Origin of the sequence: Micromonospora sp. WMMD1128, from assembly GCF_027497235.1 — a bacterium.
Taxonomy (GTDB): Bacteria; Actinomycetota; Actinomycetes; order Mycobacteriales; family Micromonosporaceae; genus Micromonospora.
Genome location: NZ_CP114902.1, coordinates 4,959,625 through 4,975,010, shown reverse-complemented (window position 1 = coordinate 4,975,010; position 15,386 = coordinate 4,959,625). Strand labels below are relative to the sequence as shown.

The 15,386-nt window shown below is 73.3% G+C and carries 12 protein-coding genes; 8 read left to right on the top strand and 4 right to left on the bottom strand.

The window, feature by feature from the left end; all coding sequences use genetic code 11:
- The first annotated feature begins 4 nt into the window (after positions 1–4).
- The 5 genes from O7602_RS22135 (at position 5) to serA (ending at position 8,004) form a co-directional block, all read left to right on the top strand.
- Positions 5–2,440 (top strand): bifunctional diguanylate cyclase/phosphodiesterase, encoded by a 2,436-nt coding sequence (locus O7602_RS22135; protein WP_281584532.1) that lies wholly within the window; start codon positions 5–7, stop codon positions 2,438–2,440.
- A 179-nt stretch (positions 2,441–2,619) separates the two neighbouring features.
- Positions 2,620–4,542 (top strand): acetolactate synthase large subunit, encoded by a 1,923-nt coding sequence (locus tag O7602_RS22130; protein ID WP_281584531.1) that lies wholly within the window; start codon positions 2,620–2,622, stop codon positions 4,540–4,542.
- Positions 4,542–5,057, top strand: a complete 516-nt coding sequence (ilvN, locus tag O7602_RS22125) for an acetolactate synthase small subunit (protein ID WP_281584530.1) — start codon at positions 4,542–4,544, stop codon at positions 5,055–5,057. Before O7602_RS22130 ends, ilvN begins: the two co-directional genes overlap by 1 nt.
- Before the next feature lie 58 nt (positions 5,058–5,115).
- Positions 5,116–6,129, top strand: coding sequence for a ketol-acid reductoisomerase (gene ilvC, locus O7602_RS22120; RefSeq protein ID WP_281584529.1), 1,014 nt, complete (start codon positions 5,116–5,118; stop codon positions 6,127–6,129).
- 276 nt (positions 6,130–6,405) lie between these two features.
- A complete protein-coding gene (gene serA / locus O7602_RS22115; RefSeq protein WP_281584528.1) occupies positions 6,406–8,004 on the top strand; it encodes a phosphoglycerate dehydrogenase in 1,599 nt (532 codons plus the stop codon).
- Between the two features lie 61 nt (positions 8,005–8,065).
- Here the strand turns inward: serA and O7602_RS22110 are convergent, their stop codons facing one another.
- Together O7602_RS22110 and O7602_RS22105 are read right to left on the bottom strand one after the other, a co-directional pair.
- Positions 8,066–8,422 carry a hypothetical protein gene (locus O7602_RS22110; protein WP_281584527.1) on the bottom strand — a complete coding sequence of 119 codons (357 nt, stop codon included), beginning with the start codon at positions 8,420–8,422 and terminating at the stop codon, positions 8,066–8,068.
- Positions 8,423–8,757: 335 nt separating this feature from the next.
- Positions 8,758–9,630 carry an FAD:protein FMN transferase gene (locus O7602_RS22105; RefSeq protein ID WP_281584526.1) on the bottom strand — a complete coding sequence of 291 codons (873 nt, stop codon included), beginning with the start codon at positions 9,628–9,630 and terminating at the stop codon, positions 8,758–8,760.
- 218 nt (positions 9,631–9,848) lie between these two features.
- On the opposite strand from O7602_RS22105, the gene O7602_RS22100 reads away from it, so the two are divergent.
- Together O7602_RS22100 and O7602_RS22095 are read left to right on the top strand one after the other, a co-directional pair.
- Positions 9,849–10,880, top strand: coding sequence for a 3-isopropylmalate dehydrogenase (locus O7602_RS22100; RefSeq protein WP_281584525.1), 1,032 nt, complete (start codon positions 9,849–9,851; stop codon positions 10,878–10,880).
- A 191-nt stretch (positions 10,881–11,071) separates the two neighbouring features.
- Complete coding sequence (locus tag O7602_RS22095) at positions 11,072–12,169, top strand: branched-chain amino acid aminotransferase (RefSeq protein ID WP_281584524.1); 1,098 nt, start codon at positions 11,072–11,074, stop codon at positions 12,167–12,169.
- A 49-nt stretch (positions 12,170–12,218) separates the two neighbouring features.
- On the opposite strand, the gene O7602_RS22090 is transcribed toward O7602_RS22095, so the two are convergent.
- Both O7602_RS22090 and O7602_RS22085 read right to left on the bottom strand, forming a co-directional pair.
- Positions 12,219–12,950, bottom strand: a complete 732-nt coding sequence (locus tag O7602_RS22090; protein ID WP_281584523.1) for a tyrosine-protein phosphatase — start codon at positions 12,948–12,950, stop codon at positions 12,219–12,221.
- A 64-nt stretch (positions 12,951–13,014) separates the two neighbouring features.
- Positions 13,015–13,479, bottom strand: a complete 465-nt coding sequence (locus O7602_RS22085; protein WP_281584522.1) for a PRC-barrel domain containing protein — start codon at positions 13,477–13,479, stop codon at positions 13,015–13,017.
- 278 nt (positions 13,480–13,757) lie between these two features.
- On the opposite strand from O7602_RS22085, the gene cimA reads away from it, so the two are divergent.
- Complete coding sequence (cimA, locus tag O7602_RS22080) at positions 13,758–15,374, top strand: citramalate synthase (RefSeq protein ID WP_281584521.1); 1,617 nt, start codon at positions 13,758–13,760, stop codon at positions 15,372–15,374.
- Positions 15,375–15,386 lie beyond the last annotated feature (12 nt).

Genomic DNA, 15,386 nt, shown 5'->3' with positions numbered 1-15,386 from the left:
ACGTGTGCAGTCGTCCCCGGGGATGGTCACCGTCGCGTCGTTGAGCGCTCTCGCCGCGGCCGGCGCCGTCGCGATGCTCGCCGTGTCGGCCCGACGCCGCGGCTGCCCCCGCCGGCAGGCCCACCTGCTGCTCGCCGTCGCCGGTGCGGCCGCCCTGCTCGGCCTGCTCCTCGGCCTCGGCGGCCTGCTCGCCGCCGGCGACCACTGGGCGCACCGGCAGGGGCAGCGTACGGGCTGGGCGACGCTTGTGTCGGTCTCGACCACGCTGGCCGGGCTCGGCCTCGGGGCCGCCCTGCTCCGGCTGCCCGGCGCGGCGGCGACCCGGGCCGCCACCGCCCGACTGCTGCTCGACGGCGTGATCATGGCCACCGCGCTCTGGTTCGTCGGTTGGGTGGCCGTCAGCGCGCCGACCCGACTGCTCGGCGCGGCGGCGCCGGTCGCCTGCCTGCCCATCCTGCTGGCCACCGTCAGCGCGGCGCTCACCGTCGGGCTGACGGTGATCCTGGTGCTCCGGGCGGCCCCGCCGCGCGGCTGGCTGGCCCTGCTCGGCGCGGGGGCGATCGCGGTGACCCTCGGCGGACTGGGCGTGTCGGCCGGGCTCTGCCAGGGCGGCCCGGGCATGCTGGCGGCCGGCGCCGCGGTGGCCGCCGCCGGTCTGCTGGCGGTCGCCGTCGCCGGGCGCCACGCCGATGCGACGCGGTTCGACGTCGACCTGATCCGTCGCGACGGCGAGTACGCCTTCGTGCCGATGTTCGCCATGGCCGCCTCCGCGATGTACCACCTCACCCAGGGCGGCCGGTTCGACGGGTTCGGCATCGTGGCGGGCAGCGCCGAGGGGTTCGCGCTCGTGGCCCGGCAGTATCTGGCCCTCAACGACGTCCGCGGCTACGCCGTCCGGCTGGCCGAGCGGGAGGCGCACTTCCGTGAGCTGGCGCACACCGACCCGCTCACCGGCCTGGCCAACCGGCGCGGGCTGCTGCGTGCCCTGCACCGGTGCGCCGAGACCGGCGTGCCGTGCGTGCTGCTCGGGCTCGACCTGGACGGCTTCAAGAACGTCAACGACATGCGCGGGCACGACGTGGGTGACGCGGTGCTGGCCGAGGTGGGCCGGCGGCTGCGCGGCAACCTGCGCCCGGGTGACCTGGCCGCCCGGCTCGGCGGCGACGAGTTCGCGGTGCTGATGCACGGCTCGGCCGAGCCGGGGCCGGTGGCCGAGCGGCTGCTCGGGGTGCTCGGCCGACCGTACGAGCAGGCGGACGGGCCGGTCTTCCTCTCGGTCAGCATCGGGGTGGCCGGCAGCCCCGGTGACCACGACGTCGAGCTGCTGCTGCGCAACGCGGACCTGGCACTGCGCTACGCGAAGCAGCGCGGCAAGAACCGGATCGAGCGGTACGACGCGACGTACGACCAGTTGCTCAGCCGGCGCACCCGGTTGGAGCACGAGCTGCGTGGCGCGATCGAGCGGAACGAGCTGCGGCTGGTCTTCCAGCCGGTGGCCTCGCTGCCCTCGGTCCGGCCGGTCGGTGCCGAGGCGCTGCTCCGCTGGCACCACCCGGAGCTGGGCAACGTTCGGCCGGACGAGTTCATCCCGCTCGCCGAGGAGTGCGGGATGATCGCCAAGCTCGGCGCCTGGGTGTTGCACCAGGCCTGCTATCAGCTCTCCCGCTGGCTGGCCGACGGGCACGACGTGTGGGTGTCGGTGAACGTCTCGCCGCGCGAGCTGCACGCCCCGGAATACGTGGTCCAGGTCGCCGACGCGCTGCGCGTGCATCACGTACCGCCGCAGCGGCTGGTGCTGGAGGTCACCGAGCACGCGGTCGCCACCGACTTGGACGAGCTGATCCGGCGGCTCACCGCGTTGCGGCTGACCGGCGTACGGATCGCGCTCGACGACTTCGGCGCCGGCTACTCCTCGCTCGGGCAGCTGCGGCGGCTGCCGATCGACATCCTGAAGATCGACCACAGCCTGGTCGCCGAGCACGAGCCGGTCCGGCCGGTCGGTCGCGAGGGGCCGGCCTTCGCCCCGATGGTCGACATCGTCATGCGCCTCGGTCACCAGCTCGGCCTGGAGGTGATCGCCGAGGGGGTGACGAACCCGGCGGAGCTGGCCGCGGTGGTGGCCGCCGGCTGCCGGTTCGGTCAGGGCGCGCTCTTCGGCTGGGGGGTGCCGGCCGAGCACCTGGAGGCGATGCTGGAGGCGGCCACCGCGCCCGGCAACCGGCCCGCCGCGGTCCGGCCGCCGCCGTCGCCCCCACCGGTGCGCGCCCCGTCGCCGCTGCTGCCCAGGCTGCGGAACAATCCGCCCGCTCCGCGCCCGCAGATGGAGGCGTCGCCGCAGGTGGCGCCGGGTGCGGAGGGGGCGCCGGCGGCTGAGGCACCCACCTCGGCAAACCAGAATGTGGGATCAGTTGACTCATCGCGTGAGATGCGTCAGGCTTAGCCACATGTCGTCGAACCGGTCGCTGCGAGTACTTACCTGAGCGCACTCTCCCACTGAGAGTGCGCTGGCCCCGTGCATCTGCACGTGGGCTTTTTTGTTGCCGTCGGACCATCGCCGGGACGCCCGCGTCCCATCCTGACAACCGCGTCACCCACTCACAGCCGAAGGCCTGAACCGCCATGACGAGACCCACGCCAGAGACCCTCGCCCACTCCGCCCGACGAGCCCGCCCGGGCGCCGGCGCGGCCGGCGACCCCGAACACGCTCCCGCCCCCCGCCCGGGCGCCGCCCCGGCCGGAAACCGGGCCGTCCCGGCCGGCGCGGACACCGCCGCCGCGCCCGTCCGGCAGCCCGCCACCGCGCAGGTCTCCGGCGCCGGCTCGCTCGTGCGGTCGCTGGAGGCGCTCGGCGTCGACGTGGTCTTCGGCATCCCCGGTGGCGCGATCCTGCCGGCGTACGACCCGCTCTACGACTCCACGGTGCGGCACATCCTGGTCCGCCACGAGCAGGGCGCGGGGCACGCGGCCACCGGCTACGCGCAGGCCACCGGCCGGGTCGGCGTGTGCATCGCCACCTCCGGCCCGGGCGCGACGAACCTGGTCACCCCGATCGCCGACGCCTACATGGACTCGGTGCCGATGGTGGCGATCACCGGTCAGGTGGCCCGGCCGTCGATCGGCACGGACGCCTTCCAGGAGGCCGACATCCAGGGCATCACGCTGCCGATCACCAAGCACAACTTCCTGGTGCAGACCGCCGACGAGGTCCCCCGGGTGCTGGCCGAGGCGTTCCACCTGGCCTCGACCGGCCGGCCCGGCCCGGTGCTCGTCGACATCCCCAAGGACGTCCTCCAGGCGGAGGCCACCTTCTCCTGGCCGCCCACGCTCGACCTGCCCGGTTACCGGCCCACCCTGCACCCGCACGGCAAGCAGATCCGGGAGGCGGCCCGGCTGATGGCCGCGGCCCGTCGCCCGGTGCTGTACGTCGGCGGCGGCGTGCTCAAGGCCGGGGCCACCGAGGGGCTGCGCCGGCTGGCCGAGCTGACCGGGATCCCGGTGGTGACCACGCTGATGGCGCTCGGCGCGTTCCCCGACTCGCACCGCCAGCACCTGGGCATGCCCGGCATGCACGGCACCGTCGCCGCGGTCTACGGCCTCCAGAAGGCCGACCTGATCGTGGCGCTCGGCGCCCGCTTCGACGACCGGGTGACCGGCAAGCTGGACTCGTTCGCGCCGGACGCGACAGTGGTGCACGCCGACATCGATCCGGCCGAGATCGGCAAGAACCGGCACGCCGACGTGCCGATCGTGGGCGACGCGCGGCACGTGATCGACGAGTTGATCGCGGCGGTCGTCGCCGAGCGGGCCGCCCACCCCGCGGTCGACCTGGCCGACTGGTGGACCCAACTCGACGACCTGCGCGAGCGTTACCCGCTCGGCTTCGAGGAGCCGGCCGACGGCACGCTCTCCCCGCAGTACGTGATCAAGCGGCTGGGCGAGATCGCCGGCCCGGACGCGGTCTACGTCGCCGGCGTCGGGCAGCACCAGATGTGGGCCAGCCAGTTCATCTCGTACGAGAAGCCGAACACCTGGCTCAACTCCGGTGGCCTGGGCACGATGGGCTACGCCGTGCCGGCGGCGATGGGCGCCAAGGTGGGCCGGCCGGACACCACGGTGTGGGCGGTCGACGGTGACGGCTGCTTCCAGATGACCAACCAGGAGTTGGCCACCTGCGCGCTGGAGGGCATCCCGATCAAGGTCGCCGTGATCAACAACGGCAACCTGGGCATGGTCCGGCAGTGGCAGACCCTGTTCTACGGGGAGCGCTACTCCAACACCGAGCTGGGCACGCACAAGCACCGCATCCCCGATTTCGTCAAGCTCGCCGAGGCGCTCGGCTGCGTGGGGCTGCGCTGCGAGAACGCCGCCGACGTGGACAAGACCATCGAGGCGGCCATGGCGATCAACGACGCGCCCGTGGTCATCGACTTCGTGGTCGGCAAGGACGCGATGGTGTGGCCGATGGTGGCCGCCGGCACCAGCAACGACGAGATCATGTTCGCCCGGGGTGTCCGCCCGGCCTTCGACGAGGACGATATCTAATGACCTTGCACACGCTCTCCGTGCTGGTGGAGAACAAGCCGGGTGTCCTGGCCCGGGTCTCCGGGTTGTTCTCCCGGCGCGGGTTCAACATCGACAGCCTCGCCGTGGGCGAGACCGAGCACCCCGACGTCTCCCGGATCACCATCGTGGTCAACGCCGAGTCCTCGCCGCTGGAGCAGGTGACCAAGCAGCTCAACAAGCTGGTCAACGTGCTCAAGATCGTGGAGCTGGACCCGCAGGTGTCGGTGGCCCGGGAGCTGCTGCTGGTCAAGGTCCGCGCGGACCGCAGCGCCCGCGCCCAGGTGCTGGAGACGGTGAGCCTGTTCCGCGCCCGGGTGGTCGACGTCGCGCCGGACACACTCACCGTCGAGGCCACCGGCACACCGGACAAGCTCGACGCGCTGCTGCGTGACCTGGAGCCGTTCGGCATCAAGGAGATGGTCCAGTCGGGCACGGTGGCCATCGGGCGTGGCTCCCGCGCCATCACCGCCGGCCCGGCGCTGCGCGCCGCCTGATCCGTACCCACCAGTTTTTCGACGGGCCGACGGGCACCGCCGTAGGAAAGGGAAGTCAATGAGCGTTGAGGTTTACTACGACGACGACGCCGACCTGGGCCTGATCCAGGGCCGCAAGGTCGCCGTGATCGGGTACGGCAGCCAGGGCCACGCGCACGCGCTGTCGCTCCGCGACTCCGGCGTCGACGTGGTGATCGGCCTGCCCGCCGGCTCGAAGAGCCGGCCGAAGGCGGAGGAGCAGGGCCTGCGGGTGCTCACCCCGGCCGAGGCGGCGGCCGAGGCCGACGTGATCATGATTCTGGCGCCGGACACCGCCCAGCGTGGCCTCTACACCGAGGCCATCGCGCCGAACCTGGCGCCCGGCAAGGCGATCTTCTTCGGCCACGGCTTCAACATCCGGTACGGCCTGATCAAGCCGCCGGCCGAGGTGGACGTGGCGATGGTCGCCCCGAAGGGCCCGGGTCACCTGGTCCGCCGCCAGTACGTCGACGGCAAGGGCGTGCCCTGCCTGGTCGCCGTCGAGCAGGACGCCAGCGGCAACGCGTTCGGCCTGGCCCTGGCGTACGCCAAGGCGATCGGCGGCACCCGGGCCGGCGCGATCCGCACCACGTTCACCGAGGAGACCGAGACCGACCTCTTCGGCGAGCAGGCGGTGCTCTGCGGCGGCGCGGCGGCGCTCGTGCAGACCGGCTTCGAGGTGCTCACCGAGGCCGGCTACGCGCCCGAGGTGGCCTACTTCGAGTGCCTGCACGAGCTGAAGCTCATCGTCGACCTCATGTACGAGGGCGGCATCGCCCGGATGCGCTACAGCATCTCCGACACCGCCGAGTACGGCGACCTGTCCCGTGGCCCCCGCGTCGTCGACGCCCGGGTCAAGGAGGAGATGCGCAAGATCCTCGGCGAGATCCAGTCCGGCGAGTTCGCCCGCGAGTGGGTGGCCGAGGACGAGGCCGGCCGGCCCAACTTCGCCAAGTGGCGGGCCGAGGGCGCGGCGCACCCGATCGAGGAGACCGGGCAGAAGCTGCGCGCCATGATGAGCTGGGTGGACCGTCCGCTCACCGAGACCGCCTGACCCGACACCCACCGCGCGGCCCGCGACCCGACGCTCTCCCCGGCGTCGGGCCGCGGGCCGCCGCGTGCGCACGTTAACGGCGGATGTCGGGCGTGCGACGGGGCTGTGTGAGGGCACTCACCCCACGGTCCGGGACCCGGAGGGCGGGCCGCGCCCTACCATCCTTGGTGTGGTGCCCTCGCGCGGCACCCGACGGCCATGGCACGGATCGGCGCAGGGCGCAGCGCGGCGTCCCGACGCCCCGGGCCAACCGACTCCGAGCGTCTACGAGGACCGATGAATCCTGTCGTACTGATCGCCGAAGAACTCGCCCCCGCCGCCATCGAGGTGCTCGCGCACGACTTCGACGTGCGCCACGTGGACGGCACCGACCGCCCGGCCCTGCTCTCCGCCCTCGCCGAGGCGGACGCGGTGATCGTACGCAGCGCCACCCAGATCGACGCCGAGGCGGTCGCCGCGGCGCCTCGGCTGAAGGTGGTGGCCCGGGCCGGCGTCGGCCTGGACAACGTCGAGGTGCCCGCCGCCACCGCCCGGGGCGTCATGGTGGTGAACGCGCCCACCTCCAACATCGTCTCCGCCGCCGAGCAGGCCGTCGCGCTGCTGCTCGCGGTGGCCCGCAACACCGCGAGCGCCAGCGCCGCGCTGAAGGCCGGCGAGTGGAAGCGGTCGAAGTACACCGGCGTGGAGCTTCAGGGCAAGACCGTCGGCGTGGTCGGCCTGGGCCGCATCGGCGTGCTGTTCGCGTCCCGCATCGCCGCGTTCGGCACCCGGCTGATCGCGTACGACCCGTACATCCAGCCGGCCCGGGCCGCGCAGCTCGGGGTGCGCCTGGTCGGTCTGGAGGAGCTGCTGCGGGAGAGCGACTTCATCTCGATCCACCTGCCGAAGACGCCGGAGACGGTGGGCCTGATCGGCGAGAAGGAGCTGGCGATCGTCAAGCCGGGCGTCCGGATCGTCAACGCCGCCCGGGGTGGGCTGGTCGACGAGCAGGCGCTCGCGGACGCGATCGCCGAGGGCCGGGTCGCCGGCGCCGGCATCGACGTGTACGCCAAGGAGCCCTGCACCTCCTCGCCGCTGTTCGGGTTCGACAACGTGGTGGCCACCCCGCACCTGGGCGCCTCCACGAACGAGGCGCAGGACAAGGCCGGCCTGGCGGTGGCGAAGAGCGTCAAGCTCGCGTTGCAGGGCGAGTTCGTGCCGGACGCGGTGAACGTGCAGGCCGGTGGCGTCGTCGCCGAGGACGTCCGGCCGCTGCTGCCGCTTGCGGAGAAGCTGGGCCGGGCCTTCACCGCCCTGGCCGGCGGGGTGGCCGCGAGCGTCACCGTCGAGGTGCGCGGCGAGATCGCCACCCACGACGTGTCGGTGCTCAAGCTCGCCGCCACCAAGGGATTGTTCAGCTCCGTGGTGGAGGAGCAGGTCACCTACGTCAACGCGCCGCACCTGGCTGCCGAGCGGGGCGTCGAGGTCACGCTCGCCACGCCGGCCGAGACCGCCGACCACCCGAACCTGGTGACCGTGCGCGGCGCGCTGCCGGACGGCCGTACCGTCGGGGTTTCCGGCACGGTGACCCACTCCGGCGCCCGCGACGTGCTGAAGCTGACCGAGGTGGACGGTTTCGACGTGGAGATCGGCGCGGAGGGCATCCTGGTCTTCCTGCGTTACGTCGACCGGCCCGGTGTGGTCGGCACGGTCGGCACGCTGCTCGGCGAGGCCGGCGTCAACATCGCCGCGATGCAGGTGGCCCGGCGGGAGGCCGGCGGTGAGACGCTGATGACGCTGACCGTCGACCAGGCGCTCGGCGCGGACCTGCTCACCTCCGCGGCCGACTCGATCGGCGCGGTCGCGGCCAGCGCGGCGGACCTGCGCGACGAGTAGTCCGAACAGGACTGATCGGGGCCCGGCCGGTGCGGCCGGGCCCTTCGTCCCTTCCGGAGGGTCAGGAACGGACGCGGGCCGGTGGCGGGTAGACCGAGCCGTCCTGTGCGTCGAAGAGCATCAGGTCGTGCTCGCCGGCCAGCCGCTCGATGTCCAGCAGGACCTGGTCCGGGCACGTCGGGTGCAGGTTCATCTCGACGTGGTCGGCCGTCGCGTGCAGCGGCGCCACCTCCCACGGGGTGTCCGGGCGGGCCGGACGGTCGGGGTAGCGCGCCGTGATGGCCCGGTAGAAGCCGACCACCCGCGGGTCGGGGTGCTGCTCGCTGTGCCACCCGTCGCGGCACTGCCGCACCGCCGCCCGTACCTGTTCCGGTGTCGCCCCGTCCGGCAGGGCCCACACGCTCAGATCGAAACTCACGGCGGACAGCGTGCCATCCCGGGCCGCGCACGTCACTTCTGCCCCGCCCCGGGGATTCACCTGCTGATTGTCGACACGACACCGGGGGTCCGGTGTGGAGACTCTTGCGTCGAGTTGCGTCGATTCGCTACCGTACCGGTGCGGTGCATGGCTGAGTCGTTTTTCCGGCCCGTCTTCGGGTGGCGCGGTCGGGCGTGCGGCCGGTCGGCCCGCACCCCTCGATTGCGCGAGCCACGCGCATTCGTCGCTGACCGGCCCCCACGGTCGTTGCCGAGACCGCGGGGGCCGATCGCGGCCGACGTCCCGGATGCGAGCGCGGGGCGTTCGGCGACGGGTCAGCGGCGGTGGTGCGCGAAGAGCGCCCGGTAGTCCGAACCGTCGCGGAACCAGGCCAGCCCGGCCGGGCCGGCGGCGTAGAGGGCGGTGGCGTAGGCGTCGGCGACCGCCAGGTCGGGGCCGACCACGGTGGCGGCCACCAGCCGGTCGGTCGGTTCGCCGGTGTGCGGGTCGACGACGTGCCCGCGCCGACCGGTGACGCCGGAGGTGCCGACCGCGCCGGCGGTCATCTCCAGCACCAGCGGCGCCCGGCGCGCGTCGGTCGGGTGGTGCACCGCGACCCGCCACGGGCCGCCGTGTGCGGCGTGGCCGCGTACGGTCAGGTCGGCGCCGGTGAGCACGGCGTAGTCGTGGATGCCGGCGGCGCGCAACCGGGCCGCGGCCCGCTCCACCGCCCAGCCGCCGAGCAGGCCGCCGGGGTCGAAGCCGCCCGGCACCGCCCAGGCGTCGAACCACCCGTCGGTGGCCGCCCGCATCGCGGCGCAGCGGTCTACCAGGTCGGCCAGCGGCGGGTACGAGTCGGGGCTGATCTCGTCGCGGCGCAGCCGGGACACCAGACTGTCCGGCTGGTTGGGGCCGTAGGTGAGGTCGATGGCGCGCAGTTCGGCCACGGCGTCCCGGAGCGCCTCGCCGACGCCCCGGTGGCCGAACCAGTCGGGCGCGTTGAGCAGCAACGTGTATTCCGCGGTGGAGGTGCTGACGGTGTGGCGGACGCTGATCCGGTCGTAGGGGGCGGCGCCGTCGCGCTCCACCCGGTGGCTGCGGGCGCCGAGGCGTAGGTCGGGCCGGGGCTGGCGGAACGCGGACTGGTCGACCCAGCGGGCCCGGGGTTGCTCGTCCGCCCAGTGTGCCCGCCGCTGGTCGATCCGCATGACACCCGCCCCCTCGCTGGCCGCCGCCACGTCGCGGCGATGCCGGTCCCGGGCGCCCGTCGACCCGGTGACCTGACCCTAAGCAGTGGAGATGACCGCGTCATGAATGCCGGCTGGGAGCATGCTGTGCATCGCATGTCCCGGATGTTGGACGATTCGTACCGGGAGGCGGGACAGCGACGTACCGTTGCGCAGAACGACGAGGTGAGGAGCGCCAGGTGGCACGCATCGCGGTGGTGGCCGGTGACGGCATCGGTCCCGAGGTGGTCGGGCAGGCCCGCAAGGTCCTCGACGCGGTGCTCCCCGGCATCGAGGCCACCGAGTACGACCTGGGCGCGGCGCGCTGGCACCGCACCGGCGAGGTGCTGCCGGACACCGTCCTCGACGAGCTGGCCGGCCACGACGCCATCCTGCTCGGCGCGGTCGGCGACCCGACCGTGCCGCCGGGCGTGCTGGAGCGCGGTCTGCTGCTCAAGCTCCGCTTCGCCTTCGACCAGTACGTCAACCTCCGCCCGTCCCGGCTCTGGCCCGGCGTGACCGGCCCGCTGGCCGCCGTCAAGCCCGGCGAGGTCGACCTCGTGGTGGTCCGCGAGGGCACCGAGGGGCTGTACGCGGGCGCCGGCGGCAGCCTGCACCGGGACACCCCGGCGGAGGTGGCCACCGAGGAGAGCCTGAACACCCGGCACGGCGTCGAGCGGGTGATCCGGGACGCGTTCGCGCGCGCCGGCCGCCGGGAGCGGCGCAAGGTGACGCTCGTGCACAAGACCAACGTGCTCACCCACGCCGGCTCGCTGTGGTCCCGCGCGTTCGCCGCGGTGGCCGCCGAGCACCCGGACGTGACCACCGAATACCAGCACGTCGACGCCGCGGCGATGTTCCTGGTCACCAACCCGTCCCGCTACGACGTGGTGGTGACCGACAACCTCTTCGGTGACATCCTCACCGACATCGCGGCGGCGGTGACCGGCGGCATCGGGCTGGCCGCCAGCGGCTGCATCAACCCGGAGGGGCGTTACCCGTCGATGTTCGAGCCGGTGCACGGCTCCGCGCCGGACATCGCCGGCAAGGGCGTCGCCGACCCGGTGGCCGCCGTGCTCTCCGCCGCGCTGCTGCTCGACCAGCTCGGGCACGCCGACGCCGCCGCGCGGGTCACCGCGGCGGTCGCCGCCGAGCTTGCCGGGCGCACTCCCGGGGCGCCACTGCGCACCGAGGAGGTCGGCGACCGGCTCGCCGGTCACGCCGTAGCCTGACCGGGCCGATCCTCCTGGCGGCCCGGATCCGGGCCGCCAGACCCGTCTCCGGGGCCAGCTCCTTCCAATTGGCATCGTCGATGTGCGGGGGCGGAGCTATCCGCTGAACGACCGTTCGGGGTAAGTTTCTGGCACCAGTGACGTCGGCGTGCGATCCCGCGCGCCGTGGGACCCGCAGGGAGGTCAGCGCGATGAGCGGTGGTGACAAGCTCGATTTCGAGATCCGTCCGAATTCCGCTTCGGTATCCGCCGCCGACCGGGCCGCCCTGCTGGCGAACCCCGGTTTCGGCCGGGTGTTCACCGACCACATGGTCACCGCCCGCTACGCCGAGGGCAAGGGCTGGTACGACGCCCGGGTCGAGGCGCGCGCGCCGATCCCGATGGACCCGGCCGCCGCGGTGCTGCACTATGCGCAGGAGATCTTCGAGGGCCTGAAGGCGTACCGGACCGGCGACGGGGCGGTCACCATGTTCCGCCCGGAGGCCAACGCGGCCCGCTTCGTCGCGTCCGCCCGGCGGCTGGCCATGCCGGAGCTACCGCCCGCGACGTTCGTGGAGTCGCTGCGCCGGCTGGTCGAGATCGACCAGGAGTGGATCCCGGAGGACGAAGACGCCAGCCTCTACCTGCGGCCGTTCATGTTCGCCAGCGAGGTCTTCCTCGGGGTGCGCCCGGCCAACGAATACCTCTACTGCGTCATCGCGTCGCCGGCCGGGGCCTACTTCGCCGGCGGGGTGAAGCCGGTGACGGTCTGGGTCTCGCCGGACTACACCCGGGCGGCGCCCGGCGGCACCGGCGCGGCCAAGTGCGGCGGCAACTACGCCGCCTCGCTGGCGGCCCAGGCCGAGGCGATCGAGGCCGGGTGCGACCAGGTGGTCTTCCTGGACGCGGTGGAGCAGCGGTACGTCGACGAACTGGGCGGCATGAACGTCTTCTTCGTCTACGACGACGGCAGCCTGGTCACGCCGCCGCTGGGCGGCACGATCCTGCCGGGCATCACCCGCGACGCCGTCCTGACCCTGGCCGCCGAGGCCGGGCACGCGGTGCACGAACGGCCCGTCTCCTTCGCCGACTGGCAGGCGGACGCGGCGAGCGGGCGGCTGCGTGAGGTCTTCGCCTGCGGCACCGCCGCGGTCATCACCCCGATCGGTGGCGTGCGCTTCCCGGACGGCGAGTTCCTCGTCGGCGGCGGCGAGCCGGGCCGCATCACGATGGCGTTGCGGCAGCAGCTCGTCGACATCCAGCGTGGCCGCGCCGAGGACCGTCACGGCTGGGTCACCCGGGTGCTCTGACGGCCGCATCCGTGGCCGGCGCCGCCCCCGGGCGACGCCGGCCTGACGGTCACTCCAGCAGGTGGGTCGGGAGGGCCCGGAGCTGCTCGTCGGTGACGCCGGCGTGGGCCAGGTAGCCCTCCACCGAGCCGTGGCTGGCGCGCAGCTCGGCGAGGAACAGCTCCATCGCCTCGGCGGGGGAGGCCAGGAACGGCGGTGGTGGCTCCTCCGCGTCCGGCAGGGTGGCCCGCACCCAGGCGCCGAACCGCTCGGACGCCGCGGTGCTCAGCGCGTAGTCGGCGACGATGTCGGCGTCCGGCACGCCGAGCACGGCGAGCGTGAGCGCGCAGACGATGCCGGTGCGGTCCTTGCCGGCGACGCAGTGCACCACCACCGGGGCGTTGGCGCTGTCGGCGATCAGGCCGACCGCCTCGGCCAGCCCCGCGGTGCCGGTGCGGGCCAGGTCGGCGTACCGGTCGGCGAGGTAGCGGGCCAGGCTGACGCCGGAGGACTCGTAGCGCCGGGCGGCCCAGTCCTCGTGCTCGGGGTGGATGTGCCGGTAGGTGAGCCCGTCGTAGGCCGGCACCCGGCCGTCGCGCTCGACCTCGGTGGGGCGGCGCAGGTCGATGACCGTACGGATGCCGAGCGCGGTGAACGCCGCCCGGTCGCTGGAGTCGATGCGGTGCAGGGAGTCGGAACGGTAGAGCCGACGGCGCCGGACGGTGCGCCCGTCACGGGTGCGGTAGCCGCCGACGTCGCGGAAGTTGAACAACGCGGGGAAGGGATTCTCCGGTGCCTCCATCCCTGACACGGTAACGGCCGGCGGCGGCATCGGTGTGCCGCCGCCGGCCGGGGCCGGTGCCGGATCAGGTCCGGGGCGGGCCGTCCGGTGGCAGCGCGGAGTGGTTCTCGCCGTAGTAGCCGCCGAGCTTGTCCCGGTAGGTCGGGTCGGCGTGGTCGGCCTCGTCGTACTCCGGGGCGGCCTTGATCTGGTCCTTGTCCCGGTCGACGAAGACCTTCCGCTCGTCGTGGTCGACGTGGCTCACGGTGCCGGCCGGCAGCATGACCTTCCGGCCGAAGATCCATGGGCCGGTGTCGACGACCAGGTAGCTGTCGTCGACGTCGTGGCTGGCGCGGTCGATCTTGCCGATGCCGCCGTCGGTGGCCTCGACCTTGTAACCGGTCAGGTCCGCGCTTGCCACCCCGGCTTCGTCCCGGTAGCGCCACGGGTCGAACGCGCCGCCCGGCGCGCCGCCGGCGACCGCGCCGCGACCGTCGTCGACGACCGGTTCGGTGCCGGCGTGCGTGGCGTGCGGGTCCAGTCTCTCCATCTGCCCACTCCCGTCCCGACGGCGGTGGCCGTCCCTGTGACGCTGTCCTCCGACCGGGGTTACCCATCCGGCCCGGGCGCCAACCCGGAGGTGGCGTCCCGGAATGTGGATTACGACTCCCAAAACCCGGCGGAGGTGGCAGAGTACCGATCGTGACCAGCTCCGTCCTGATCATTAGCAGCTAGCGCGCCGGCCTTTCCCCTCGCCGAGCGCGCCGACCTCCCGCATTCGCGGGGGGTCTTTTTGTTGCTCTCCCCAGGCACGAGAAGAGGACTCCGATGACCTTCCAGGTGTACGACACGACGCTGCGCGACGGCGCCCAGCGCGAAGGGCTCAGCTACTCGGTGGTCGACAAGCTGGCGGTGGCCCGCCTGCTCGACGACCTCGGGGTCGGCTTCATCGAGGGCGGTTGGCCGGGCGCGGTGCCCAAGGACACCGAGTTCTTCCACCGGGCGCGCACCGAGCTGAAGCTGCGGCACGCGATCCTGGTCGCGTTCGGCGCCACCCGCAAGGCCGGCCTGGCGGTCGAGGACGACCCGCAGGTGCGTGGGCTGCTCGACGCGCAGACCCCGGCGGTGGCGCTCGTCGCCAAGGCGGACCTGCGGCACGTCGAGCGGGCGCTGCGCACCACCGCCGAGGAGAACCTCGCGATGGTGCGGGACACCGTGGCCTACCTGGTGTCGCAGGGACGGCGCGTCTTCGTCGACGGCGAGCACACCTTCGACGGCTTCCGGCACGACCCGGGCTACACCGCCGCCGTGGCGGAGGCCGCGCTGGCTGCCGGCGCCGAGCGGTTCGTGCTCTGCGACACCAACGGCGGCATGCTGCCCTCCCAGGTCACCGCCGTGATCGCCGACCTGGTCGGGCGGACCGGGGTCGCGCCGGAGCGGCTCGGCATGCACGCCCAGAACGACACCGCCTGCGCGGTGGCCAACACCATCGCCGCGGTCGAGGCCGGCGTGCGGCACGTGCAGGGCACCGCGAACGGGTACGGCGAGCGCCCCGGCAACGCCGACATCTTCGCGATCGTCGCGAACCTCCAGCTCAAGCTCGGCATGCCCGTCCTACCGGAGGGCTGCCTGGAACAGATGGTGCGGGTCTCGCACGCCATCGCCGAGATCGCCAACATCGCCCCCGACACCCACCAGGCCTACGTCGGGGCCGCCGCCTTCGCCCACAAGGCGGGGCTGCACGCCAGCGCGATCAAGGTCGACCCGTTGCTCTACAACCACGTGGACCCGTCGGTGGTGGGCAACGACATGCGGATCCTGGTGACCGAGATGGCCGGCCGGGCCAGCATCGAGCTCAAGAGTCGCGAGCTCGGGCTGGACCTGGCCGCCCATCCGGACGCCCTGTCCCGGGTCACCGGGCGGGTCAAGGAGCTGGAGGCCGGCGGCTGGTCGTTCGAGGCCGCCGACGCCTCGTTCGAGCTGCTGGTCCGCTCGGAGCTGCCGGACGCCGCGCCGGCCCGGCCGTTCGCGCTGGAGTCGTACCGGGTGCTTGTCGAGCACCGCGAGGACGGCGCGGTGGTCTCCGAGGCGACCGTCAAGATCCGGGTACGCGGCGAGCGGGTGATCGCCACCGCCGAGGGCAACGGCCCGGTCAACGCGCTCGACGAGGCGCTGCGGGTCGGGCTGTCCCGGCACTACCCGGAGCTGCGCGAGTTCGAGCTGGCCGACTACAAGGTGCGCATCCTGGAGGGCAGCCACGGCACCGGCGCGGTGACCCGGGTGCTTGTGGAGACCGCCGGCGTCGGCCGGGACTGGACCACGGTCGGCGTGCACCCCAACGTGGTGGAGGCGAGCTGGCACGCGCTCGTCGACGCGCTCACCTACGGCCTCAGTAAGGCGGGGGCCCCGCTTAACGCCTCCGGTAGAGGAAGGGGCCCCGCTTAACACCCGTCGCCC